Below are 24745 nucleotides of genomic sequence, written 5' to 3' on the forward strand. Positions count from 1 at the left end.
TGGACCGGACATGAAGCGCCCCCACTCGCCACCCACCGCAAGGAGAACCCATGTTTTTCAAGCACCTGAAGCTCTTCCGCCTGACACAAGAAATCCCCCTCGATGTCGACACCCTGGAGGCAGCCCTGGCCAGCAAGCCGGCACGCCCCTGCGCCAGCCAAGAGCTGAGCACCTATGGCTTCACTGCGCCATTTGGCAAAGGTGATGACGCCCCCCTGGTGCACGCCAGCGGCGAATTCCTCCTGATCGCTACCCGCCGGGAAGAGCGCATTTTGCCCGGCAGCGTGGTAACCGAGGCACTGCGCGAGAAGGTCGAAGAAATCGAGGCCGAGCAGATGCGCAAGGTCTACAAGAAGGAACGCGACCAGCTCAAAGACGACATCATCCAGGCCTTCCTACCCCGGGCATTCGTGCGGCACGCCCTGATGTTCGCCGCCATTGCTCCCCGTCTCGGCCTGATCGTGGTGAACACCTCCAGCGCCAGCCGCGCTGAAGACCTGCTGTCGACCTTGCGCGAAGTGCTGGGCTCGCTGCCAGTACGCCCGGTCACGGTGAAGATTGCGCCAACCGCCACCATGACTGACTGGGTCAAGTCGCAGAAGGCCGCCGAAGGCTTCTATGCGCTGGACGAATGCGAGCTGCGCGACACCGCCGAAGATGGCGGCATTGTGCGCTGCAAGCGCCAGGACCTGACCGGCGAGGAAATCCAGCTGCACCTCGGTACCGGCAAGCTGGTCACGCGGCTGGCCACGGCCTGGCAGGACAAGCTGTCGTTCGTCCTGGACGACAAGCTCGGTATCAACCGCCTCAAGTTCGAGGACTTACTGACCGAGCAGGCTGAACAGGACGGCGGCGATGACGCCCGCGGCCAGTTCGACGCCAGCTTCAACCTGATGATGCTGACGCTGAAAGAATTCCTCCCTGCCCTCCTGGAAGCCCTCGGCGGCGAGGAACTGCCGGCTTCCGTGTAACTGCTTTGCAAGGCGGGACCGCCCGCACGCACTAACGCCAAGGATTAGCGATGATCGTGAGTTTTGATGGACGCCGGGAAAGCAGCACCGGTGACAAGCCGAACAACCTGGTTCGGTGGACAGGCCAGTTCCTGGTCGCGGACGCAGACGGAAACAAGCTGGAGCACAGCTGGGAGTCGAACGGGGTGCCCCGTATGAACTACCAGGGTGCTCGTAACAGCGCCTCGCAATTGCTCGACCGCCTCACCGCGAGGCTGTACGAAAAACATCTGCGACCGATCCGCAAAGCGACCTACACCCTAACCTCACGATGAGGTATCACGATTTAAGCGCAGAGGCTTTCCGCTTGCCTCAGGTCCTGGTTCCGCCGCAGGTGTGCGGCAAGATCCAGGATCGGACGGCAGACAGCTTGATCCTGCCCCTCCAGCCGCAGCCCGACTTCAGGGCTGCCGCGCTAGCAGGAATCTCCGCCGGCACTCTGCTGGCGGAAGCGCGCCTTGCCTTCGGTCAGGGGCTCATACCCCCACCCATCCGGCTAGGTTACGCTTTTGAAATACGGTCAGAAGCCGTACCAGGAAAATTACAAAAAATTGGTACGGGGATAGTTGGAAAAATAGGTATAACTGGGCTTCAATATATAACCGATTCGGACTTATTAAGTGCTGGCTATATGACATCACAGGAACTAAGGGCGTTCTGGCACCAGGTTGCAGGCGATGAAGTAATGACGCCGGATCCGTGGTGCTGGCTGATCGAATTTGTTTTCAAGGGGTGAGCATGGCTATTGCAATCATTTCAGCGGTGCTGGTCCACGTTGTGTGGCTTGTGCATGGCTACAAACACACGTCGCCGGAGACAGCCCGCAAGGTGCGCACCGCCGCCGCTTTTACGTCACTCGCGCTGACAATCGCCCTGTTCATCTTGATTCAGCGGGAGTTAGCCGCATTTTTGACGCTATACGCATCAGCGTCAGCACCTGTCGCGATTGAGCTGATGGCACAGTGACGCTCGTCTGCAATTACTTGACGTCATGCTTCCGTGGCAACTACCGTTCGTCGGACCAGCTTACCAATCATGAACTTATTCCATAAATTGACACCACACCCTTGTGTGTGGGGCCAAGTGTGGGGCTGGAATCCTCCGTTATCGGGGAAATCCCTACCCCACAAGGGCTAGAAGGGTGGTATTCCGGGGATAGTGTATCCCCGGAGCTTTCGTTAAAATCTGAGCCCTTTTTACCTACAGAAGTATACGGACCAAGCTCTAAATCTACCCCTGTCACTGGTCCGAGAATGGAAGCTGCAAGCAATGCGAACCCAAGCCGTTACACCCTGCAAAAAGGTCGAAAACTATGTCGCTCTCCCAAAAAGTTATCGAGAAGATAACTACTCCCGGCAATTACCAGGATAGGAACGGGCTGATCCTCAAAGTCAGGCCCAGCGGGTCCAAATCTTGGATCTTGCGCTACCAGGTCAACGGCGAACGCCACGACATGGGCTTGGGCAGCTTTCCCGGCCTGAGCCTGGCTGAAGCCCGTAAAAAGGCCATCGAACAACGCGCCCTAATAAACCAGGGTGTGGATCCGCTTGAGCAGCGAAAAGAGGACGCCCTTGCGGCGATCACTCTCCAGGACGCGGTTATGGCGTTTATTGAGCGCCACGCCGCAGGCTGGTCGACCAAGCACACCAGCCAATGGCAGAATTCCATGCAGGAGCATGTTTTCCCATTAATTGGCACCGTGCCTGTACGTGACCTAGAAACACCGCACATCATGAAGGTGCTGGACCCCATATGGCGTAACAAGCACGAGACGGCCAACCGCGTGCGCAACCGCCTGGAGCGCGTCATTGACCAAGAAACGGCACTGAAGCATAGGTCGGGCGAAAACCCTGCGCGCTGGAAAGGCCACCTGCAAAACCTCATGCCGATCGTTCAGGCTGTGCCAGAGCCACTGGAAGCCATGGATTACAGCCGCCTGCCATACTTCATGCGGGTGCTGGACGGCGAGGATTCCCGCGCAGCGCGCTGCATGCAATTCCTAATATTGACAGCGTGCCGGACCACAGAGGCTATGGGCGCCCGCTGGGACGAAATTGACTGGATCAATAGGGTTTGGACCATACCCGCTGCGCGCATGAAGGGCGGTGAAGAGCACCAGGTGCCACTCAGTGAAGAAGCCATTCAGGTACTGAAGGACACCGGCACGCGCAACCGGTCCGAGCTGATTTTCCCTGCCGCACGCTCGACCAACATGCTGGCCGACAACGCGCTGCGCAGGCTGATGAAGAAGCTGGGCGAGCAAGCCACGCCGCATGGCTTCCGGTCGACCTTCCGCACCTGGGCCGCAGAGAAGACGGCTTTCTCCCACGAGGTATGCGAAATCTCCATCGCCCACGTCGTCGGCAACGCAACGTCTCGTAGATATATACGTGGTAACCAGCTCGAAAAGCGCCGCCCCTTGATGGCCAAGTGGGCGAAGTACGCAATGGAAAAGGTGACGCCACACCACCCCGTCATGGCCAAGCGCTCAATGCCTGAGACCAGGACGTACATGTGATAGAACAAGCCCGGCGGGTGGCCGCCGGGCTTATCAATACACAACTTACGCAAGTGATGCCACTTAGGTCACTTGCGCATATGACGCAAGCTACATCACTTACTCAACTTCAATCACTTGAGTCGCTTGGATCACTTGCGCAGGTGGTGCAACCCAGAAATGCGCCAGCACGATCGGCTCAGGGGTAATCTTAACCTTCACCGCCCATTCCTCGGGCTGCTTGGTCACTTGCGAAGCCACAGCGAAAGCAACGCCGAGCTTCTTCCAGAGGATATGCAGCACGTTATCAACGATGTCATTCGGGCCTTGCGCAGCCTGGTAGGCCTTGTCGAATTCCTTCACCGCCCGGACCTTCAGCTGCTGGGCCAACTCAGCCTGGTCATTGTTGAACTCTTTAGCGAGCGACGAGCCATCTGCGATCAAAGCGGCGGCGGCGGCCTCAGCGTTCAGGAAAAGAAACTGCATCGGTAACTCCTTCAGTGTGTGCACCCCGCGGTGATAGGGGCGCGCTCACTATGAAACGATGCTGTATGAGTGTCCAGTGATTCAGGCTCAGTTGCTTGACCTAGAGGCTTCGCCACTATCTGGGGGCTGAGGTTTGAGCAGTAGATGACCTGGCAGCGGCACTTCGCGGTTCTGTTTGGCAATGCACCCCAGCACCTGGGCCGCGCAGGCCTTCAGCTCGACCTCCAGCTCATCTACGGCTTTCGGCCAGTCCTCATTCTGCCCGGGCGCCGGCCGTCCCGGCAGACGGCACGGCACCAGGTTGCACGATTGCAGGGCTTCCGTAGGCCCGGGGGTCGGTTGTTTCGGGGCGCTCGTACAGCCGGCCAAGGCGCTCAGGGACAGCGCCAGCCAGATACTGCATGGTCTCTTGATCATTTCGCTTCAGGTCCTCGAAGGCGCGCGCCTGGTCGCTGTTGTACTTGCGGATGTCGACACTCAGTTGGCTGACGGCCAGCTCAACCTGGTTAAGGCGATCGGCCTGCACCTGGTTGGCAAGCAACTGGGCGTTCTTGTCCTCGATCGTTGCCTTGGCGCTGGCCAGGTCCTGGGCGCTGCGGGCGGCGCTCTGCTCGGCCAGGTCAATGCGTGGGCCCAGCCCCCACCAGACCAGGCCGGCGCCAGCGCCGACCAGAGCCACCGCCAGCACGCCATAACCCAGCGCGCGGCGTGCTGTGGGGCTAGCCAATACAGTCACAATGCTCATTGCTGCCCCTCGCTGGTGCCCTGCCCTGCCGGCGGCCTGCGCTCGACGGCTTTGCCCCCGACATAACCGGCGGTAACCGCTGTGAGCACCATGCCGGCGATCACCTCAAGTGAGCTGGCGATGATCCGCGCCAGCTCCAGCGCCTGGCCCGGGCCAGCGGACCAGGTCACACCGGCCAGCACCCCACCGAAAAGCGCCATGACAAACGACAGCACAGTCACTGACAGCAGTAGGCCGAAGCGCTTGGCCGAGGGGTGGCCACTGCGCCCCTCTTCGCACACCCGCATGAGCCAGGTGGCCAGCAGTACCAGCGCCCTCATGACAGCACCTTCAGCACCCGGGCCAAGTAGGCCTTGCGGTCTTCGAGGCCCAGCAAGGCCTTGCCATTGATACCCTCGGTCACAGCCCGCACATCGTTGGCATCAGCTGCCGCATTGAGCTTACGATCGGTCCAGTACCAGCAGGCGGCGTGCACCCCGTGCACTGGCACTTCCAGCAGCTCGGGATAGTCGACCAGGTTCTCACCGATCCCTTTCCCGCACTGGGTGTAGTTGGAGCGCCCGGTCAGCTGGATCAGGCCGCGCCCACGGAACTTGAACCCGTCGCCACTCGCCTCGGGGCCGTTGCCATTGCGGTTGGCATAGGCGCGGTTGGCCAGCTTCTTCGAGTTGCGGGTATAGCCCTTGGCGAACTCGACTTCAGCAGGGTCAATCTTCTGGTTTTTGTTCAGGTCGAAGCCCGACTTGAAGATTCGCGCCACTCGCTCGGGGTCGGTGTAGTAGAGGCTTTCTGCCTTGGCTGTGAACTCGCCAGACTCATGCGCCACCTGAGCGATGAAGTGCCCCACCCGAAGGCGCGAATTGATCTGGTACCGCGCCATCAGCTCGTTCAGCGCCGGCACATAGGCCGCACAGGCATTCTGCCCGGCAGCCGTGATGCACACCGCTTGCAGCTGGGCCAGGGTGATTAATGGCTTATCGGCCATGGCCACCATCCTTTTCCAGCTGTTCAACCTGGAAAATGATCCGGGTGACACGCTGTTCAAGCGCATCAGCCTTGCTCTCGACCTTGCTAACCCGCTGTTCCAGAACCACGGTGTCGCGCTGCTGCTGCACCTGGGCAGCTGCGATGTCAGCAATGGACTTCACCACACCATCCAGCTTGGCGCTGAAGTTGGTCACCGACGTCGTGATGCTTTGGCCGACCCACATAATGAAGGCGATGCACAAGGCCTGCGCCACGCCCATCACCCACTTCATCCCCGGCCTTTCCAAGGCTTGCGAAGTCTCTGTAGCCATATCCTGAACCCTTACCCGGTAAGCACATGGCCACCATTTTCAAGGGCCCACCGGATACACCCCGGGGCGGGTTTGCGCCCTACCGGCGCCCGCGGCTCAGTACATTGCCAACCATGTTCAGGCCCTTGATCACGTTGTTGACGGCATTGATGATCGAGGACACACCTTTGCTCTTGTTCTCCTGCGCCTTCTTCCAGTTCTGGAACGACTGGCATTCAAACAGCGCCGTAACCTCGGTTTGCGTGAGTCGGCCTGCGGTCGTCAGGTCCTGGCCGTAGTACAGCGCCAGGTCAGCCTTGGTGTTGGTCAGTTGCTTCCAGGAGTTCACACGCCCCGCGGCTGATTCCGGCACGGGGATGAAATCGGGCCAACCCCAACTGGGGCACCCCCGTTTCCGCGTCCGGCTCGCTCACCTGCGCGGCAAGAATGCCGTCCTTGTTGAACACCGCATGCACGAAGTGCTGAAGCCTCAACGACGCCTCTGAATAGGCCTCATGCAGGCTCACAAACTCGCTTTCTGGTGCTCGCCTGAGGATTTCCACCCGCTCCATCAGTGCTTTGCTGTAGGCCACAGGGTTTTCGTACACGAGGGGCGTTTCGTTCACACCCCGGGTACAGGCGGCCAACGCGCCCAGCAGCCAGCCGTAATACGACTTCGGTACCTTGCCGGTCAGCACCATCTGCTCGATCGCCTCGGCTTGATAGCCCAGCAGCGGCGTGCAGATCATTGGCTCTTCACCGTGCATGAATTCGACTTGCTCGACGTAGTCCGTCTCCCCCAGCAAGTAATCACTGAGGTGGCCAGCGCCCAGCGCGAAGTTTGGGCCGTCATCGAGCATGGCGGCCAGGTAGTAAATGACCACGTTCATGCGCTCATTCACCGACCACAGCAGAGGGTCCACGACCTGGAGCTTGCCGGCAGGCCGGGGAATATGTTCACAGCACGCCCGAATAAACGCCGTGATAGTGCGTTGCTCAAACTGGTAGGGAATAGCGCACAGATCCTGCACTTGGCCGATTTGCAGCTCGCGGGGCTGCACGGAGATACGTGCGGTATGCACCGGCTGGATGGATTTCATAGGGCCCCTAAGGATTCGTATTCGATAAACGTCAGGTTCAGCTCAGCGAAGTCGTCTATCTTCCGGGTTTGCGCCACCTGCATGCTCACCGGTACCAGCACCATGGACTTTTGGTAGCCGCGCCCTTCTTCAAAGGCACCATGTGTGATGGTGAACGTGTTGGCATACTCGCTGGGCAGGCCGAAGGTCCCGTCAGGGTGAGCATGCAGGCGCTTGAGGTTTTCAAACCAGGTCTTGATTTCGCCGTCGACGTCGTAGCAGGTGAGGGTCAATTCGATCGGATCAGCGCCGCTTGCAGCGTGGGTGAAACCGGACCCGATCTTCTTGACGTCGTACCCCAGCTGGACGCCGTTGTAACTGACCTCGGTGGCCAGCAGGTTCACCCGCGGCGCCACCACCCGGCCAATGGGCTCGACCAGGACATGCCAGAGGTTCGTGCGCTCGCGCAGTACGTTTTGCGACTGCTCGAACATCGTCAGCAGCGTGGACCAGCTGGAGCCGGCCAGTGCAACGGTTTCGGCGGTGCGGCCATAGGAGCTATACGCTCCCAGGCCAATGTCCAACAACCCGCCGGCAGCGCCAGCAAGGTCGCCATTCAGCAGCTTGCCGAACGCGCCGGAGTACTTCACGACCTTGGCCGACGGGTTGACCGGCTTCGTCACGCGCTCTGCAACCTGGTAGCCGATGCGCTCGAAGATACTGGCCATCAGATCGTTACCCAGTCTTCGCAGAACGCCAGGGCTGGCAGCCTGGCTTCATAGTCGATGATGCTGGCCTGAACCTCGGACACAGCACGCCCATAGACTTCAGCGCCCTGCGTCCTTGATGCCTCCAGCGCCGTGCTGTTTTCGCGCTCCATGTACAGCAGCCACAGCGGCTTGATGATCGACAGTTCGCTTTCGCTCACCTCAACATCGTCGCCGGCCTCGCCCAGCGCCAAAGCGCTCACGCTGCCCCCTGAAGCCAGGTCAGCGTGGCCACAGTAAAACCGCGTGGCATCACGCAGGCTGCGCAGCACCTGGTCATCAGTCAGCACGCAACCGATGGGCAGTACCGCCATGTACTGCGCCACCAATACGCTCAGCTTCATCGTTCAGCCTTACTTGTTGGCGAACCAGTGGAAGTGGATGGTGCCGGCGAACATCAGGGCGGTGTCGTTCTCCCAGTCACGGTCCGGCAGGTCCATCACCAGGGTGCAGCGCAACAGCTCTTCCTTGCGCGAGTGGTCTTCAGGGCGCCCAGCGTAGACAGTGGCGTCGAACTGCGCGCCGCTTTCGATCAGGGCGATAAGAGCATCAGCCACAGTGCCCGGATAAACTTCGTAGAACGAGATTGGCCCCTCGAACTTGGTTTTGTTGTTCTGGGGTTGGACCATCAACTGTCCATTGGGCCCGTAGTGCTCGATCATGTCCTTGACGGTCGAGATTGGCCACGGGAACTGCTTGGTGAGCAGCTGAAGGTTTTCGTGGCCATGAATGACAATCATCGCGTCAGCGGTCGAGGCTTTGCGGCCCAGGTCGTTGACGTTCTGGAAGGTGGTGGATAACACCGAATGGTTGTTTACCGTCATGTGACGCCCCTGCGTGAGTGTGTAGTCAGGGGAAATGATCAGGGATAGAAAACCCCGCTCTTGGGCGGGGTTTGCGCGGTTTTGCTACCCAAGTCGGGCGAAAAATCGCTTGATGTCTGGCCTGTCCAGAGCGGTCAGGGTGGCCATGGATACCTGGACCGTCAGCTCGGTGTAGTTGCCCCGGGAATCCTTGGGCGCCGACAGCGGGTAGCTGATCGATTCGATAACCATGGGCGCCGCTGTTCGCCCGGCGTAGGTCATACCGAGCAGCTTGGGGGCATAGGACGGGAACAGCGCCTTGATGAAGCTATCCACGTCGCGCGTGGTTTGCAGCACCTCGGACAATATCCCCTCTTCAGCAAGCTCCTGGGGAAACACCCACTCCATCAGGCGCTGCAATGGGGCCTCGACTTCCTTGGCAGCGTCCGCAATAGCCCGCAGCACCAGGCTGAAGTTCATGCGCACTGGGGGCATACCAGTGAAGACCTGCCGCGAATTCAGCTTGGTCATACCGGTGCGCCCTTCAAGCTCACGTACCGCGGCCTTCAGCTTGTCGGCGCTGGCGTCCAGCACCCCGCCAACCGTGCCATTGGGGCTAGGGTTTACCGCCTGAAGCGCATTGAGCACCGGCACCAGGGCGCCACTTTGGAGCATCGCCGTCAGTGCCGGCGCCTTGGTCTCGGGCCCCATGTTCTCGAACGGGCTTTGCCAGTTGAAAGTAGCCTCAAACGAGCCTTCTTCCATGGCTCCGTAGACACCCTGAAGCTCCTGGATGTCGGGAACGCCCTTGGAGTTGCAAACAAAGATCCGCGCCAGCAAGTGGGGCGACAGGTTGCCCCAGTTACTGCCAAGGTCGTTGTTCGATACCCGCAGCCCCAACAGGGAGTCGACGTTTTCACTGAAGATCGAGCCACCCGAGCTGGTGTCGAACAGACCGCCAACCGAGCTTTTGATCTTCTCCCCGACATCCGCGAAGGTCGTTTCGCCATTCCAGAGGTCCGAGACGGTGCTGGTGATGCTGGAGGCGCCAGACTCCAGCATCTTGAGGTTTTCAGCACCGCCGACGTATGCCCCAGCAGTATCTCGAATCAGGCCTACGCCGCCCTTAATCAGGCCATCAGACACACGCCCTGCCGCACCGGCTGCCGACCCCAGTATCTTGTTTGACGTGCTGCCGGCGGGGATGCTGGCCACCCCCTTGATCGTGCTGGAAACCAGCTTGCCGGCGGCGTCAAAACTGAGGTCGATCGCCACGGCTTACAGGCCCATCTTCTGGCGCAGGCGCATGGACTTCGCCCGGCGGATCTTCGCTGCGCCGCTGAAGGCCTTGCGCTGCATCTTGCGAACAGCGGACTTCTGGGCGGCGGTCAGACGCACAGTGCCGGCAATGCGCTTGTTCATGCGCACCTTTTTGCCGCCACGCACTGCGAATACCTTACGGTAGGTCGCATCGAGCATGTCAGCGTCGTCACCGTCCACAAAGCGGCCAGCATCGTCCAGCATGGCTTCTTCGCCATTTGGCATCTTGTCCAGCAGCGCCTCATGGACGCGCTCGGCCACGTCGTTGTTGAACTCGCCGTCACCCAGCAGCGCGTCGACGTCATCTTCAGGGATTCCCTTTTCCACCAGGTAATCGCCTACCAACTCTGCCACCATGCCGCCGTATTCGATTTCATCGTCGGTCAGGTCGGTATCACTGTGGGCGGCGGTGCCGACGATCAGCGCGAGCAGGCGATCGCCATAGCCTTCATCGGGGCCCAAGTCCTCGCTTTCCAGCCACTCACGCACCACGCGCACAGCATCCTGGCGCATGTCGTCGGAGTAGACGATGTCCGGTACGTCCGAGTTTGCCCCGTCCAGCATGCCACCCGGTTGTTTGAGCGGATCTTGCTGAGGCGTTGCCTGGTTGGCCTTTTGGACCGCCAGCGCTACAGCATGGGTCTGGGTCAGGACGCTATTTACAAAGTTCATGGTGAGTCTCCTTAGCCCGCACGGACGATGGTTTGGGATCCGCGGGTAACGCGGTTGGTGCCGTCCCAGCTGACGTCGTAAAGCACGTCCATTTCGTCATTCGGTGCCAATGCATTGCGAAGAACATCAGCCTGGTAATAGCCGCCGTCCAGCTCGGCAGATGGGGTCATCCACTTCGCGGAAGACATCGCCTTCAGCAGGTTGGCCAGGTTGCGGCGCATCATGTCGATGGCGTCAGCCATTGGGCGTTGCAGCGATTCCTGGCCCAGCGCGGCGACTTTGTCGTCCAGGAACGTCGCCATTTCGGTCACAGCAATCAGCTTGGTACCACCCGTGGTCTGCGCCCCGGTCAGGGAGTCGACCCAGGCGAATTTGCCTCCGCTGGCGTAGTCCTTGAAGATCACCGGGTTGATCTGGTTTTCAGCCAACAGCTCCAGCTCATTATCATCAGGGGTGTAAGTCTGGGTGATGCTGGTACCGCTCAGGCCATAGTCACTGCCCGCAATCGGGTAGTTACGCGGCGCGATGCCCTGGCCGTTGATCTGTGCGTTACGCGCGCAGCGCAAGCCGATCTGCTGGCCAGAGGTGCCGAAGAACGCCTTGCCGCCCGCAATCGGGTTGATACGTTTCAACGGTGCCCAGTAGGCCTGGCAGTACATGCTCTTGACGCTCGCACCGATCGATTGCACGAACGCCACCGCAGCAGCGGGCGCCAGGCGCCCCGGAACGTCGAAGATGAACTGTTTGTTGATTTCCTTGCCCAGGTCCGCCAACAGGCCCAGCAATGCCACGTTCTCGCTACCGCCGGCACCCAGGTAGGTGAAGTTCGGGCGCGAACGGCGCAGACGGTCGATTGCCGCCGACATTTCTGCGTTGGTGTAAACGGTGCGGCCTTCGCTGAAGTAGAACATTTTGCCGCTGGCAAACTTTGGCTTGTTGTTGGCCTTGCCGTAGAACTGGCTGTCTACTGCTACCGTGGCGTCCTTGGCCACGTCGATGACCTTGAGCACGTCGGTTGCCTGCTCGATCACATCCGCGATGTACGAGCTGTTGTTGTATTCGTCCTTAGCCAGCGGGTCGAGCGAACCAGTGAACGGCCCGATAATGACGGCATTGGATACCGGATCCAAGAACTGAACGGTGATGATCTTCGATGCCGCCGGCACGCCTGCGGATTCAGCCGCTTCAGCATTGATTTCGCAGATCAAGCCGTCGTTGAAGCACTCCAGGTGCTTGAACGCGATCAACGAGCCCGCCGGCAGGCCGGCGCTTTCCAGGCCAGTCGACCAGACAGCCGGGCCGGTACCGCTGACGTCCAGCTTGCTGGACTTGGCAATCAGGATCTTGTTCACAGCATCGTCAGCGACCAGGCGCGAGACGATCATCTGCTGCGCACCATAGCGCAGCGACTCGTAAGCCTGGACTTGAGCCTCGCCGGTTGCCGACACCGTCAGGCTGACAGGCGAGCCCAGCAAGCGCTCATGCTTTTCGCGGGAGACGGCAAAGACCTGGTCGATACGTCCGCGAGTGAAGCGCCCGACGGTTGCGGCGCTGTAATCGCCGGCCACAGAGCCGATGGTCGATTTGTCTTGAATGAAGTTCTGCTGGTAGCCAGAACGCTTGTTGACGCTACGGGACAGTTGAACGGTCATGTGACCCCCTTATTCGGCGGCGCCGCCGGCAGCACCGGCAGTTTGATTGGCTGGCTGTTCCGCTAGCGTTTCAGGCGCTGGCGGGATGGTGAGGGTTACGAAGTCTTCGGCTTCGCTGCCGTAGCGCTTGGCCAGGGCTGCAACGTCGGTCACCACCACCCAAGCCTGCTCAAAGCTCTTCACCTTGAACGGCACGGGCTCGCCGGACGGAATCAGCTCGTCGTGGCGCGTGGATGGCACCACGAGCGGCTTGTAACACTTGTGCTCCAGGTGGACCTCGAACGGGAACTCGCGGCCTTCCACGATGGCTTGAGCCAGCTCGGCAACCTTCTCGCCAGATGCAGCGCCCAGGTTGATTACGACCACGCCGCCGGCATCGACGGTCTTGAGGGCAGCAGCGGCAGCCTGCACAAGCGCCGCGGTGTCACTCGCGGGGCCCGCGGTGACCACGGCAGCATTGGTGCTGACCTGGACAACCTCAACGCCCTTGTCGGCGCTGTCCACGCCTGCCTTGGTGGTGCTGTCGACCTTGTCGACGCCTTTACTATCGTTCTTCGCCATATTTCACCTGTAACCCGATGTCTGAATCCCAGCACTCGCGCAGTGCTCGTGTTGCCAGCTCGCGCGCAATCTCCTGGTACTGCGCCGCTTCCTGGCACTGCACGGTGACCTCACCGAAACGCCTCAACCGCACACCCAACGCCCGGACTACCAGGGTGTTGCGGGTGTTGTTGATTAGCGTCAGCTCGGCAGGAAACTCGGCAATGTCAGGCAGTGCCCACGCCAGAGACTGTACGGCCTGTTCAAGGTCCGACTTTTCGGGGGTTTGCGTGGGTTTCCAGTCATCAGGAAAGCGCCCCATGCCGAAGGAAGTCCCCGGCTGGGACTCGCCCGCCAGGGCCGATGTGTTGGTAGCAGCGTCTGCCTGCCCACCTGGTGTGGAAACGGGCGCTTGTGCGCCCGTGTCCTTGTCCTGGTTGGCGGCGGTGCTGCCAGTCGACTGACGCGGTTTGCGCGGCGCTTTTGTCGCCTTGTCCGCAGCAGTCGAAGCTGGAGCCTTTGCCATGCTCGCCTCCTATTAGGGAACCAGGGTGTCGACGTTCTTGACGGTGATCAGTGCGCAGCCCATGGCCGATGCCTTGTGCGGGTTCACTTCGGTCAAGTTGCGGCCATACAGCGCGGAGCCCGACTTCAGGTCGCTGATCAGGGCCAGCGGTACCATGGTCGGCGCCACTGCGTCGGAGAACACGATTGGGTTACGAGCCACCTGCGCCGCACGACCCACTGCCAGCATCTGGATGTCGGTTGTGGTCTCCTTCAAGCCACGCGGGGTGTAGTAGACGTCGTACTGGTTCTTGTAGCGGCCTACACGGTAGATGCCTGGGCGGGCTGTTACACCGGACGGCACGAAGTCGTCGCTACCCATGGAGCGGTAGTTGGCAGCACCTTTCTTGCCTACCCACATGATGCCGAGGCCGAATTCGCCAGTGTTGTTCGCAACCTCTTGGTCGACCTCACCGAAGAAAGCTGCGAAGTCGCGCCAGCGCTGGGCACGGGACTTCTCCAGCAGTTGGTTAGCTGCGTCGTAGTCGAATTCGCGGTGGGTGAGGCGCGCAATCTCGACCAGCTTTTCCAGCGCGGTGTAGTAGCGCTCGTTGGCCAGCTGGGCACGTGCCGAGTTCACCGCCACGCTCAGGAAGTCAGTACCCAGTTCGGCCTGGCCCTGGCTGCGGGCGCCCGGGGTGGTCTGCATCAGCACACGGTATTCAGCGCAGTACAGCGAGAAGGTTTTGGCCTCGGTCTTGATCGAGGGCGTCAGGGCTGGCTTCGCCTCGTAGTCGATGAAACCGACAACCTTGACTTCGGTACCTTCTGGCAGCGCAGGGTTGAACGCCAAGGAGCCGGTGCCGGCGGCGAAATCTACCGAACCGCTGATTGCGTGTTTGGCACCGCTGATATCGACTTGACCGGCGATCTGGCGCTGAGCTGCCGTATCGTTCGCGTCGAGTTCACCGGCCACCTTGAAGCCACCGACTTTTACATAGGTGCGCGTCGGCAACAGAGGAACTGCGGCACCGCCACCTTCCAGCAGGGTCTTGAACGCGAAGGTTGCCGTGGTGCGGTCACCCGCCAGGGCCGCGACAACAGTACGCTCGGGGCTGATGTAGCGAAGACCGCCGCCCACGCCATCCAGGATCGAGCCATCCTTGTACGCGCCAAAGTCATTGCCGGCCTGGCTGTTGACGATGGACAGGCGGGATTCGTTGGAGCCGATATCGGATGGCAGGTAAGCGCCAGCTGGGAACGCCTCAGCAATCGAACCGCACAGCGCCACCGAAGTGCGGTTTGGTTGGTGGGACAGCGGCGAGGACTGGAGGGAGCTGCTAACGCTATCGAGGGTGGCGCCGCCTGGCAGGATCGGAAGCGAGCCGTTAGCAGCAATTCCGGCCTGATACAGGGCCGCGTCGATGATGTCGGCGGAAGGAGTGTAACCGTGCTCGTACTCGAAGCGACGGATGCCGTCGAGCATGGCCGCAACCACCTTCGGCTTGTCGTCTTTGTCCATCATTTCCAGCACCGACACCATACGAGTCGGCAGCAGGTCGCCAGGGTTCTTGATCGCTTCACCGATGGCGCCTACGCCGCTCGAAGACACGCTATCGAGCATGCCACCGTCGTTGCGGACCATCTTGGCCAGCTGGCCAACCTTCTGTTCGTCTTCCGCCAAAGTGGTGTTGGGCGCATAAATAAAGGTCATCGTTGTTACCTCGTTCCTGATGGTGGGCAGCGCCCGTGCAGTTCAGGAACAATGGTAAGAGCGGCAAAGCCCCCGATTTCTCGGGGGTTTGCATGGTTTGCACGCTCGAAGCGATTACTTGCGCAGCACAATCAGACGGGCATTTGCGGAGGTTTGCGCCAAAAGCGCGTTGTCCTGGAAGGTGCCGCCTTCCAGCTTCTCGACCTCGGCGCCGTGCTGGTCCAGCCAGTCCCGGAAGTGCTGGGCAGCCTTGTCCGAACCGAAGAACACGCCTTCACCTGCGATGGCCACCAGGGTGCCGCCAGCGGCCAGCATCCCGAAGGCGCGCATGATGTGCTCGGCATCCTGGCGCTTGCTGAAGGGCGGGTTCATCAAGATGGCCTGGTAGGGTTGCTCTGGGGTGAAACCCATGAAGTCGTGGTCGACCACGGCATAACCCTTGGCAGTCAGGATGTCCCGTAGTTGGCTGCTGATTTCAATGACGTCCACTTCGCCGCCGGCAGCCGCCGCCGCGTCGGCCAGGTTGCCATTGCCCGCGCTGGGCTCAAGCACACGGTCACCCTTCCCGATCCGCGCCAGCTTGGCCATACGGTGCGCGACCGCTGCCGGCGTCGGGAAGAAGTCGATACCGACCTTTTGCCCAATGATTGCGCGCTCGGCCTTGGCCACCGCGCTTTCCTCCTGCTTGGCTGCCAAGTGGGTCAGTAACGCCCGGCATGCGTCCTGAAGCTGGGCGTCAGTAGTGATGCCCATACGCCTCAGGCGCTCGGCCTTGGCCAGCACTTCCATCGGGGCTTCCAGGTACCAGCTTTCCTTAACGGTCTTCAGCACCTGGTACGCCTTGCGGGTAATGGCGATATCGGCGTCTTTTTCCAGGCTCCACCGTTCCACCCGTCCCGCCATCTTGGTCAATGCAGCAATCAGCCTGCTGTTTCCCGTCGGCGCCTTTCTGGTCATTTCCCGGGCAGCATCCCGGTACCAGGATCCCCACACCATCCTCGACGGCATACGCACCAGGTGAATCACTTCCTCGCCTACTGGCTGGCCCTGCCGCGCCAGCTGGTCGGCGTAGGAAAGACCGGCCTCCGAATCGCTCTTGGCCCTGCTCAGGGCGCGCTTCAGCTCCTGCAACTGGGTGCGGCTGGTCAACCCAGACAGCGCGCCAGCGGCGCCGACCTCAATGGCATCGGCAATACGGGTAAGTGTTTGCCCTTCGGCCTCGTCATTGGCAGCCCGGGCGAAGGCGCTGGCGGCCATGCCGGCACGGCGTGATGTGTTGGTCTTGCGGTCGGCTGTCATCCCCTCATTGCCGCTGGCAATCGCCTTGGCGCCAGCCTGGCGCAGTTTATCCGCCTGGGCCGCGACGGCCTTCTGCTGGCGTTCCAGGGCCTCGCGCTGGTCACGCTCCTGCTTTTCCGCCTCCTGCTCGGGCGTCAGCACCACCGGTACCGGCGCGGCCTGGATGGCGCTGGTATCCCCCTCCAAATGCTTCTCGCGGATGAAGTAGCCGCCATTCATGCGCCAGGTATAGGGGTCGATGGCTTTGGCTTCGGCCAACGTCAGGTCGGTGCGGATGATGCCGCGCAGGATCTTGTCGCGCTTGGTCTTGTACTCAATGATTTCCGGCGCAGGCTGCTGGGCCTTCTTCACCCGCTCGGCCAGGTGCTGGTCAGCCCATTCCCGGATGTAGGCCAGGTAGGCGTCCTTGTTGGTGGACGGGCGCCCCCTGCCAGCGCGCTCGAACTCGCCAGCACGGATACTTGCCCACCCCAGAAAGCCCGAATTGCCCTGCTCGAAGGTGGGCAGCTCTTCCAGAGTGTCCAGGTAGGCTTGGTAAATGGGGTTTTCGACTTTGCCGGCGCCGACGGTGCGCTCAAAGTCTTCCCGCGCCAGCTGGTTTTGTCCGGCAATCAGCGCATCCAGCTCTTGCTGCTTGGCAGCCTGGTCAGCGGCCTGTTGGTGCGCTTGCTGCTGGACCTGAGCGGCGGCGTCGGCTTCAGCTTGGACATTGTCCCGCTTGCGCTGGGCAATCTCGGCCTGGTCCTGTTCGTAGGCCTCGATGTCAGCGGCGTCAGCATCCTCACCGAAGACCGTGCGGTACTTCTCCGCCCCCCAGCGCTGCGCCATTGCGCTTTTCAGTTCGGGCAGGCTCCGCGCGATGCCGGATAGCTCACCCTCGAAGGCAACCGCAACACCGATATCATGTGATATCTCTGAGTATCTGTAGATAACAGCTCCGCTGGCCAACTGCTCGGCGCCGATCGGGAAGTACTTCACCTTGTCGGCCTGGCCCTTGGTCAGCACCAGCCCATCACCCGCTTCAGTGAACTTCACCAGGTCTAGATACTTACGTGCGTAGGTGGCCAGCGCAGCGGGGTCACCCTGCAACAGGACACCCCCGCCTTTCTGCTGAATCTGGCCAGTAGTGACGCCAAGTTGAGTGGCTTTGGCTGCGCCTGGCACTTCGTTGGCAGCAGGCCCCTGTGGCTCGACAACAGCCACCGCAAGGATGGTGATATTGAGGTCGTCGTCTGCTACAGTGTCCTCGACGGTACGTAAATCCTGCTCTCGCTGGGTGGAATCCAGCGTGCCGTTGTCGGCGTCATCGGAGCGGGGCCCTACCCCCGCATAATCCGTGGCGCCGTTTTCTTTTGCCTTCCAGGCTTCACGCCCTTCGTGGGACACGTTGTAGAACAGGTTGCCCCTGCTATCCTCCGCAACCGTCACTCCCGCCGTTACCAGCAGCTCATCTACCCTTACCTGTTTCTGGATGAAGTGGAACGCCACGAAGTCATCAGTGCGCACCTTGTGCGGCGCCTGGCGCTGGCCGGCGGTACCGGTTACCAGGATTTCTTCAACATGCTCGATCAGCTTGGCCTTCAGGGTGTCCGACTTCATGCCGAGCTTCGCCTTCTTCCAACCGGTACCGTTAATCTGCACCGGGCCAATCACCGACTGGATGACCCGCCCCTTCAGATGCTGCTGGTAGAAGGTGCGCGCCGCCTCAAAGGCAGCTTGGCCTTCCTCTGGCGCAGCCTTGGGAGCGCCCAGCAAGTCACGGATGGCCAGAGCCCTGGCGCTAGCCCGGGCCCGCTCGATCGGGGAAAGCGTGTTGCCGACCAACTGGCCGCGGATCTGCAATAGCTCGGCGCTTAGGCGCGCGCGCTCGATGGCTGGCAGAACGCCGGCCTGGCTCAGGTCAGTCATGGAAGCCTCGGAAAATCGAATCAAGTAGTGCGGTGTTGGCCAGCGCCGTCTCGAAGGCCTTGCCTTCGCGCAGGGCGGCGAACAGCTGATCGAAAGCAGCGCTGATACGCTGGCGCTCTTCCCCCTCCGGGTATGGCTTGAAGGGCTCGCCTTGAGCGGGGAAGTAGTGGTGCTTGTTGTCGGCCAGGCAGCTCAGGTAGTCGTTCTGGCGGTCCATGCTGGCCAGCTTGTCTTCCAGGTAGGACTGGAACGCCCGGGCGGCCATTTCAGGCGCCGACGACCAGTATTTGCCTTCCTTCGAGCCATCCAGGAATGCCGCCTCTGCCATAAAGCTGGACACGGCCTTACCGGTGTTCAGTTGCACCTCGGTCGTGCCTTCAGGCGTGAAGTACGCCGCAGCGAGCGTGCGCCAGGTCTTCTGGTCCTTCTGCGCCCCGCGGTAGTTGCGCCCAGCGTAGAACCCATCAACCACCAGCACCGCGGCTTCGGCGCTGCCGGCGGCCTTGATACGCTGCGCCAGCTGCCCGCGCGGGTTGTCCAGGTTCAGCTTGGCGTTGGCGAATGTGCGCGGGGTGAACTTGATGGTTTCCGGCAGGCGCTGGGTGCCTTCGGTCATGGCCGTTTTCAGCGCCGCGAAGGCGTCTCGCACTGGCCCTTCTGGTACCAGCTGCGGGTTGTCCGTGGCGAACTCAGTGGCTGCGCCAGGCTCGCCGCGCAATAGCCCGGGCAGGATGTTGTCCAGGGCGTGCATCTGCTCATGGCCAGCACCGCCGCCGCCGTTCATCTTTGTGATGTTGATAGCGCGTAGTACTGGCTCGTATTGCGCGGTGGCTGCGCCCTTCCCGCCCTTGCCCCGGGCGCCGAATGCAATCCCCAGGCGCCCGCCGAAGCCCAGGTGCTCTTCACTGATCCCCAGGACATCGGCCATATCCATCATGGCGCCAGCGAACTGCTCCACATGCCATTTCGCGCTGTCTGGGTCATCCAACACCCAGTTGCCAGACTGTACCGCCCGGAAGCCACACAGCTGCTGTAGCGCCCTGGTCGAGTTGACATCGACCGCGCGCCCGCCTTTGCGGTCGAACTTGTCCACCACCCGCAGCGCGAAGGTCTGCCGCTTCTTGGTTGGGGCCTTGGGAGCGCCCAGCATTACCTCGCCGCCCTTCTTATCGGCCCACTCCCAATCCTTGGGGTCGCCGGAAAGGGCGTTGGATACGTGGCGCGCGAAGGCCTCGGAGCCGGAAGTGCTGCGGAACATCAGGGATTTGACGAAACGATCACCCAGCGACATCCATGCCCGGTTGATCGGGGAGCCCAGGTTGCGCGCCTTGGCCACACCCATGATTTCTGCACGTTCCTGACTCAGGGCGCTCGAAGCGGCGCGCAGTTGCTTCAGCACTGGCTTGTTTTGGTCCAGGAGGTCCGACCAGGCCTGCATGGCTTGCTGATACTCAGTCTCGGCAGCCTTGGCCGCCTGCTCGTGCTCGGCAGTGATTGACCAGCCTCGGGAGGCTCGGTTGTCCAGGTCGCGCTTGGCCTTGTTGTTGAGATTGCTGGCGGCATACATGGCGCTTTGCGCGCGGTTTTCGTCGTTCTGGATCGCCGCAATCTGCTTGCCGATAGTACGCTGCCGCTCGGTAATGGCCTGGTACTGCTCGGCCTCGTCGGCGTCCAGCTGCGAGCCAAGCAGCTCTTCCCGAATGTCGGTCAAGGTGGCCACCACCTCTTTCGAGGTCCGGCACAGCTCAAGGCGCGTGCGCAAGGTCTCCAGGCCCAGCACATAGGCTTTGCGCGCCTCGGCGCTGTCCTCGGTCGGTTCCTTAGCGATCGACGCATAAACCCGATCCATGAGGAACGCAGCCGCGGGCTCGGTGCCCTGCTCTTTCAGGCCGTCCCAATCAACCACGCCAAACAGGTTGGATTTGACGACCAAGGCCCGGGCCTGCCGTGGTGTTTCCTCAATGGCTGCGAAGTCGATGTCGGTGCTACGCAGCATCCGGCCTTCGGTGCGCGCCTTACGGATTGCGCCAGCGGCCTCTTCCTTGCGGCTACCTGGTATGTAGCCCACGTCCGCATAGCGGTAGTTGGGGCTGTTGGGGTCATCACTGAGGCCGTCGTCGGCCTCCAGCTCGGCAGCGGTCTCTGCATCGACCACGGGCGGTTTCAGGTCCAAGGCGCCCAGTTGCTTGCGAATACTCAGCGCCTCGGCGCTGACGCGGGCTTTCTCCAGCGGCTTCAGCGTGCCGGTCATCAGTTGTGCGCGCAGCCGCAACAGCTGGCCGCTCAGCCGCGTTTTCTCGATGGGGGATAAGGACATGGTGACGTGCCTGTACGGTTCCAGGCGCGTATTTTCCGGCCCCGGTGAAGGGGTCTACGGGGAGGCTTTGCGCCAGCCCGCCAATAAAAAAGCCCCGCCAGGTGGCGGGGCTCTGTGTTACTTACGAGTCGAGACGATCAAGCATGTCCAGCACTCCGCTGAACAGGCGACCGACACTGTATGCGCCGGCAATCGCTCGCAAACCACGCCATAACTGGCGCAATGAAAGGGCTATCCCCATGAGGGAGTTCCTTGTCTGCGAGAACCCTTGGCACCACCCGCCTCTCCGGGCTTGGCAGATGGTCACTGAAGAAGAATTGTAGGTTCACTTCAGTACGCTAGGTATTCGGTTTTTCGGCCCATTCCCGGCACGGTTCCCACCGCGGTTGAGGGGCCAAGCGACGGCATGCCATCGCGTGCAATCTTTTTACCACTATCGATGCCGTTACCTGTAGCGCGACAGACGGCCCAACGGCAATCTGACCAATATTCCCGACGAACGGTATGCCGTATTCAACAGGCAGTTGAATAGGCTTCAGAGCTTCAGACCATCACAGTAAAATGTACGGAAAAGACACTAATTTAGGGTCAAAACGCCAATAACAGGCGTTATTTACGATTTTGCGCTGATCTGCGCAGAAATCGGATGGTGCTTCCTGAAACGTCGCTAAACGCGCTCCTAGGCTGATTAGCGAGCGCTAATCACTTTGACACCCTTGACGGGTGACACTAGTGGCACCACTATCGCCTCGTAGGTTCACTTCAGTACCACTTCCGCAGGCCCCATCCAGGCCAAGCGGAAGACAGACAAGCCGCCCCATCCAGGCGGCTTTTTTGTGCCCGCCTTTTAAGCCCGCTCAGAATACTCCCCTTGGAACTGTTTTTGGGGAAAGCTGCGGGCAAGTCACGCACGACCGCTCGTCATAGCACGCGACTATACCAACGATGAAACCACGTCCTTACAGGCGGCGCGCAGGCGAATTTTTCCGCCATCATCCAGCTTCACAGCGTGCACACTCCCATTCTAGCCGCAGCGTCAGTCGGGCTAAACATCCATGAAGGGCCAGCAGCTGTTAAAGAGATGGAAAAAACGCTACCGCAGTTACGGTCAGCGGATCTCAACGAGAAGGGATGGCTCAATAGCTCTGGGAGAGATCGACGTAAGACGATCGTATGCGCCTGGAAAGAAAGACCCCGCCATTTGGCGGGGTCGAGGGTTATTGCATGTTGTGGTCGTTCCAGCGATCTACCAGCCAGAAAAATGCCCTGACTGCTTGAATCACCTTCATCACGCCACAGGCGCACCGCCAGCAAAAGCTGACCGAAGCTTTTAACCATTCCATGGAGAAAGGTTTCCTGTATAGGGAACCTTGGCGCAGCTTGCCCTTACCGGCCAGAGCAAGCGGCTACTGAAAGTGTGTCAAGTACTTCAGTACGCCAATGTTCGAGTGGACCCACCTTGCGTGACCGGCACGTCTTCCGGACGTGGTTGCAAGGGCCCAGTGCAGACGCAAGCGGCTGCGGTGCTAGTTTAACCACGCGCGCCTGAGCGCTGCGGCAAATTTTTCAAACTTTTTTCAACTATCCGACGAACGGTATTTAGTTTATTAAACAACTTTGGTTAACACTTGCTCCCCGGGCACTTAGTTGCACTGCCCGGGGGGCTGCCCGGGCTTAACCCCCGGTAAATCAAGCCTTTCGCTGCGTTTCACGCAAACCGGCCGATTTGACGCTGTCTAACGGTCCATACGCTACGGAGAAACTTCCGTAACGCAATTGCGCCGTTATTCAAATATGAATAACCATGTACGCCCGGGCAGACGTATTGCGTACCTTTGACGCACTGTTTATAGTCGTGTTCGTCAAGTACTTCAGTACGTCGTCGGCGTGGCCTCCAACCCGCCGGCCAAAGAAACCGCCTTCCAAGGCGGTTTTTTTGTGCCTGCGATTCGGACCCGAGATTACCACGCGCCTTGGCGAGGTGATCGACCGAGGATCATTGGCAAGCACAAGATGCGATTGCCGGTAGCTTGAATTCGCCCTTTCCGGGCCCGTTCCAACGACCTTCTGTTGCGCCTACTGCACCCTCTACGCCGCCGAATCGTCAAGCCACTTTACAGCGCGCCGTCAGCATACCGCGCAGAGCGGCGCCGATACTGAACGGGACCATTGCAAAAAAATGCGATAGCGGGGGTAAAGAATACCACGGTGCCAATCACCAGTCCGCGCAAAGCGTCAGCCCATTCCCAGAAGTATATGTCGGGCGTCTCACAGTTCGACCCGGAACCCTTCTAGCCCGGCCTCTTCGGCAAACTTCACTAGGGTGTCCAGCTTCGCCCAGGTCTTCACTTGGTCACGCTTGGAGCGTACCGGTATCAGCCCCGACGTGGGGCCGCCGACGCGGATGCTCAGCGTCCACTGACTGCGGTCGTCTACCCAGCGGCCGGCCACCGCATCGCGCACCTGGCGGGTGCTGGCCAGCACGCGCAGGATGTTCACATCCACCGCCTGGCCGATCACTGCATGGCCCCCAGCACGGCCAAGCGCTGATTGGTAACGTCCTCGATCACCAGGTACAGACGTTCAATATGGCCGGCCGGGATGCCATGGGTCACGGTCTCCAGACATTCCACCATGCCCTCGGCGCGCGCCTGGGCGATCAGGCAGTTGACCGGGGTCGCGGCGTCCTCAATGTCGGCCAGTCGCCGGCGCAGCGCCGCCTCATACGCCGCCGGCAACACCAGCCCGCCCGGCAATGCGATTTCGTTACGCATAACGATTCCCCTGTGTCGCATGCGACACGGGGGCAATCTCAAAATAGTCGCCGCTCTCGGAAATACCCTGCACCGCGCCGGCCAGTACGGTGCCGTCGGGCAGCACCAGGGTGGCCCGGCTGACGCCCGGGGCCAGCAGCAGGGCCACCCCCAAGGGGCGGTCGACCAGCACCGACACCGGCGCGCCCCCGCTGGGCCGGCTCACCACCACGTCGACGCCCGGGCGCTCGGAGCTGGGGCCGAGCCCGGCCGCGGTGCCGTAGGTCAGGGTCAGGTCGGCCGGTCCCCGATAGGACAGCGCGCCGGCGCTCATCGCGCCTTGACCTGAGGCAAAGCCCGCATCAGATCTTCAAACAGCTTGCCATCGATCACATTCAGGCTGTAAGCCGTGGTGACGCTGCCAACCGCTTTGCCAAAGCTCACTCCCTGGTCATAGTCGCTCTCGGCCTGGCTGTGGTGCAGTCCAAACAGCGCGTTGCCCAACATATGGCGGAACCCGTCGGGCGTGTGTTCCAGGCGGCGGCGCAGGTTTGCCGGCAGCAGTGCCAAGCCCTCGGCAATTTGTAGAGCAAGGCGGTCGGTGGCTTGCTGCTGAGTTTCGCGCATGGTGGACAGTTCCTGATGTGATGGGGTGGGATACGCCGAAATCACTTTAGCGGTTTTGGTCGCCCATTTCCGTCGTTTTGGGAACCACGGACAAAAGAAAGGCCCCCGCACCTTTCGATACGGGGGCCTCTATTTAACGGAAATCTGTTGTGGACAACGACGCCACCACGGACCATCACGCCTTGTCGGCGGCTTCCTCGGCGGCAGTTTTGCTGCACCAGTCGCAGGTGTCACCAAAAGCAGGGTTGTAGCGCTGCTGGCTGACAATCTTGTGATCGGGGCCTGCTTGGCTGTCCTCGGACACGCAATCGTCACACAGGGGCACGGTCGGGTACTGCTCGGCGGCGCTGTCAGCCTGCATGTCGCCATACACGGTACAGGTTTTCATCGGTACTGCTCTCCTTGCTGGAATGATAGCCAAATGAAATCATTTTTCTGACGACTGGAGCAATCGGCCTTCAGCGCGCTGGCTCAATGCCTCGGCCAAAGCCACAGCAGCCCGTAGTGCCTTGCTGCGCGACTCGTTGTCGGGCTGGGTCGTCTGAAATTTTTGCCCCGGCCGCTGCGCGGCATACGCCTCCTGCCGATAGGTATTGAGGTCGCGCAGTTCATCCTGGCTCAGAGTGAACTCAAAGGGTTCAGTCAGCAGCGCCGGTGCTGCTCGGTGCGGGGTTTGGGAATTCATGGGGTGGGTTCCTTTCCTTTATCAAACTTGCGTGTTAAATGCGGGCTTCGACCACCTTAACTTGGGTGGAGCCTAGAAAGTCGTGACAAC

General features: G+C 60.8%; 30 protein-coding genes. 5 read left to right on the top strand and 25 right to left on the bottom strand.

Annotated elements, in window-relative coordinates:
- Nucleotides 1-50: 50 nt before the first annotated feature.
- The 5 genes from rdgC (at nucleotide 51) to ACNFBR_RS27045 (ending at nucleotide 3528) form a co-directional block, all read left to right on the top strand.
- Complete coding sequence (rdgC, locus tag ACNFBR_RS27025) at nucleotides 51-971, top strand: recombination-associated protein RdgC (protein WP_416737565.1); 921 nt, start codon at nucleotides 51-53, stop codon at nucleotides 969-971.
- 50 nt (nucleotides 972-1021) lie between these two features.
- Nucleotides 1022-1285 (top strand): hypothetical protein, encoded by a 264-nt coding sequence (locus ACNFBR_RS27030; RefSeq protein WP_416737566.1) that lies wholly within the window; start codon nucleotides 1022-1024, stop codon nucleotides 1283-1285.
- Between the two features lie 32 nt (nucleotides 1286-1317).
- Entirely contained in the window at nucleotides 1318-1746 is a 429-nt protein-coding gene (locus tag ACNFBR_RS27035) for a hypothetical protein (RefSeq protein ID WP_416737567.1), read from the top strand.
- A gap of 2 nt (nucleotides 1747-1748) precedes the next feature.
- A complete protein-coding gene (locus tag ACNFBR_RS27040) occupies nucleotides 1749-1976 on the top strand; it encodes a hypothetical protein (RefSeq protein WP_416737568.1) in 228 nt (75 codons plus the stop codon).
- 346 nt (nucleotides 1977-2322) lie between these two features.
- Nucleotides 2323-3528, top strand: coding sequence for a tyrosine-type recombinase/integrase (locus ACNFBR_RS27045; protein ID WP_416737569.1), 1206 nt, complete (start codon nucleotides 2323-2325; stop codon nucleotides 3526-3528).
- Nucleotides 3529-3627: 99 nt separating this feature from the next.
- On the opposite strand, the gene ACNFBR_RS27050 is transcribed toward ACNFBR_RS27045, so the two are convergent.
- The 25 genes from ACNFBR_RS27050 to ACNFBR_RS27170 all read right to left on the bottom strand — a co-directional run bounded on the left by ACNFBR_RS27050 (nucleotide 3628) and on the right by ACNFBR_RS27170 (nucleotide 24655).
- Nucleotides 3628-3993: a hypothetical protein gene (locus ACNFBR_RS27050; protein ID WP_416737570.1), complete on the bottom strand. Its 366-nt coding sequence runs from the start codon at nucleotides 3991-3993 to the stop codon at nucleotides 3628-3630.
- 87 nt (nucleotides 3994-4080) lie between these two features.
- Nucleotides 4081-4362: an Rz1-like lysis system protein LysC gene (lysC, locus tag ACNFBR_RS27055; RefSeq protein ID WP_416737571.1), complete on the bottom strand. Its 282-nt coding sequence runs from the start codon at nucleotides 4360-4362 to the stop codon at nucleotides 4081-4083.
- Nucleotides 4247-4738, bottom strand: coding sequence for a hypothetical protein (locus ACNFBR_RS27060; protein WP_416737572.1), 492 nt, complete (start codon nucleotides 4736-4738; stop codon nucleotides 4247-4249). Before ACNFBR_RS27060 ends, lysC begins: the two co-directional genes overlap by 116 nt.
- Entirely contained in the window at nucleotides 4735-5058 is a 324-nt protein-coding gene (locus ACNFBR_RS27065) for a hypothetical protein (RefSeq protein ID WP_416737573.1), read from the bottom strand. Before ACNFBR_RS27065 ends, ACNFBR_RS27060 begins: the two co-directional genes overlap by 4 nt.
- Complete coding sequence (locus ACNFBR_RS27070) at nucleotides 5055-5723, bottom strand: glycoside hydrolase family 19 protein (RefSeq protein ID WP_416737574.1); 669 nt, start codon at nucleotides 5721-5723, stop codon at nucleotides 5055-5057. Before ACNFBR_RS27070 ends, ACNFBR_RS27065 begins: the two co-directional genes overlap by 4 nt.
- A complete protein-coding gene (locus ACNFBR_RS27075) occupies nucleotides 5713-6036 on the bottom strand; it encodes a hypothetical protein (RefSeq protein ID WP_416737575.1) in 324 nt (107 codons plus the stop codon). Before ACNFBR_RS27075 ends, ACNFBR_RS27070 begins: the two co-directional genes overlap by 11 nt.
- A gap of 79 nt (nucleotides 6037-6115) precedes the next feature.
- Nucleotides 6116-6364, bottom strand: a complete 249-nt coding sequence (locus tag ACNFBR_RS27080) for a hypothetical protein (protein WP_416737576.1) — start codon at nucleotides 6362-6364, stop codon at nucleotides 6116-6118.
- The gene (locus ACNFBR_RS27085) at nucleotides 6327-7115 is read right to left on the bottom strand and encodes a hypothetical protein (protein ID WP_416737577.1); all 789 of its coding nucleotides are present in this window, start codon (nucleotides 7113-7115) and stop codon (nucleotides 6327-6329) included. Before ACNFBR_RS27085 ends, ACNFBR_RS27080 begins: the two co-directional genes overlap by 38 nt.
- A complete protein-coding gene (locus ACNFBR_RS27090; protein WP_416737578.1) occupies nucleotides 7112-7822 on the bottom strand; it encodes a hypothetical protein in 711 nt (236 codons plus the stop codon). Before ACNFBR_RS27090 ends, ACNFBR_RS27085 begins: the two co-directional genes overlap by 4 nt.
- Nucleotides 7822-8205: a hypothetical protein gene (locus ACNFBR_RS27095; protein ID WP_416737579.1), complete on the bottom strand. Its 384-nt coding sequence runs from the start codon at nucleotides 8203-8205 to the stop codon at nucleotides 7822-7824. Before ACNFBR_RS27095 ends, ACNFBR_RS27090 begins: the two co-directional genes overlap by 1 nt.
- 9 nt (nucleotides 8206-8214) lie before the next feature.
- A complete protein-coding gene (locus ACNFBR_RS27100) occupies nucleotides 8215-8685 on the bottom strand; it encodes a hypothetical protein (RefSeq protein ID WP_416737580.1) in 471 nt (156 codons plus the stop codon).
- Nucleotides 8686-8769: 84 nt separating this feature from the next.
- Nucleotides 8770-9939, bottom strand: coding sequence for a hypothetical protein (locus ACNFBR_RS27105; protein ID WP_416737581.1), 1170 nt, complete (start codon nucleotides 9937-9939; stop codon nucleotides 8770-8772).
- Between the two features lie 3 nt (nucleotides 9940-9942).
- On the bottom strand, nucleotides 9943-10656 hold the full coding sequence (locus ACNFBR_RS27110; protein ID WP_416737582.1) for a hypothetical protein: 714 nt from the start codon (nucleotides 10654-10656) through the stop codon (nucleotides 9943-9945).
- A gap of 11 nt (nucleotides 10657-10667) precedes the next feature.
- Entirely contained in the window at nucleotides 10668-12308 is a 1641-nt protein-coding gene (locus ACNFBR_RS27115) for a hypothetical protein (protein ID WP_416737583.1), read from the bottom strand.
- Nucleotides 12309-12317: 9 nt separating this feature from the next.
- Nucleotides 12318-12869 (bottom strand): hypothetical protein, encoded by a 552-nt coding sequence (locus ACNFBR_RS27120; RefSeq protein WP_416737584.1) that lies wholly within the window; start codon nucleotides 12867-12869, stop codon nucleotides 12318-12320.
- Entirely contained in the window at nucleotides 12853-13374 is a 522-nt protein-coding gene (locus tag ACNFBR_RS27125; RefSeq protein WP_416737585.1) for a hypothetical protein, read from the bottom strand. Before ACNFBR_RS27125 ends, ACNFBR_RS27120 begins: the two co-directional genes overlap by 17 nt.
- 12 nt (nucleotides 13375-13386) lie before the next feature.
- Nucleotides 13387-15066: a hypothetical protein gene (locus tag ACNFBR_RS27130; RefSeq protein WP_416737586.1), complete on the bottom strand. Its 1680-nt coding sequence runs from the start codon at nucleotides 15064-15066 to the stop codon at nucleotides 13387-13389.
- Nucleotides 15067-15180: 114 nt separating this feature from the next.
- On the bottom strand, nucleotides 15181-18273 hold the full coding sequence (locus ACNFBR_RS27135; protein WP_416737587.1) for a hypothetical protein: 3093 nt from the start codon (nucleotides 18271-18273) through the stop codon (nucleotides 15181-15183).
- On the bottom strand, nucleotides 18266-20590 hold the full coding sequence (locus ACNFBR_RS27140; protein ID WP_416737588.1) for an LPD1 domain-containing protein: 2325 nt from the start codon (nucleotides 20588-20590) through the stop codon (nucleotides 18266-18268). The genes ACNFBR_RS27135 and ACNFBR_RS27140 overlap by 8 nt, the downstream gene beginning before the upstream one ends.
- 2268 nt (nucleotides 20591-22858) lie before the next feature.
- On the bottom strand, nucleotides 22859-23089 hold the full coding sequence (locus tag ACNFBR_RS27145; protein ID WP_416737589.1) for a hypothetical protein: 231 nt from the start codon (nucleotides 23087-23089) through the stop codon (nucleotides 22859-22861).
- A gap of 17 nt (nucleotides 23090-23106) precedes the next feature.
- Nucleotides 23107-23364 (bottom strand): hypothetical protein, encoded by a 258-nt coding sequence (locus ACNFBR_RS27150; RefSeq protein ID WP_416737590.1) that lies wholly within the window; start codon nucleotides 23362-23364, stop codon nucleotides 23107-23109.
- Complete coding sequence (locus ACNFBR_RS27155; protein ID WP_416737591.1) at nucleotides 23357-23677, bottom strand: hypothetical protein; 321 nt, start codon at nucleotides 23675-23677, stop codon at nucleotides 23357-23359. Before ACNFBR_RS27155 ends, ACNFBR_RS27150 begins: the two co-directional genes overlap by 8 nt.
- The gene (locus ACNFBR_RS27160; RefSeq protein ID WP_416737592.1) at nucleotides 23674-23970 is read right to left on the bottom strand and encodes a hypothetical protein; all 297 of its coding nucleotides are present in this window, start codon (nucleotides 23968-23970) and stop codon (nucleotides 23674-23676) included. Before ACNFBR_RS27160 ends, ACNFBR_RS27155 begins: the two co-directional genes overlap by 4 nt.
- A gap of 175 nt (nucleotides 23971-24145) precedes the next feature.
- Nucleotides 24146-24358, bottom strand: coding sequence for a hypothetical protein (locus ACNFBR_RS27165; protein WP_416737593.1), 213 nt, complete (start codon nucleotides 24356-24358; stop codon nucleotides 24146-24148).
- Between the two features lie 39 nt (nucleotides 24359-24397).
- A complete protein-coding gene (locus ACNFBR_RS27170) occupies nucleotides 24398-24655 on the bottom strand; it encodes a hypothetical protein (protein WP_416737594.1) in 258 nt (85 codons plus the stop codon).
- Between the last annotated feature and the right edge of the window lie 90 nt (nucleotides 24656-24745).

This window comes from Pseudomonas sp. NY11955, assembly GCF_048068035.1.
Classification (GTDB): domain Bacteria; phylum Pseudomonadota; class Gammaproteobacteria; order Pseudomonadales; family Pseudomonadaceae; genus Aquipseudomonas.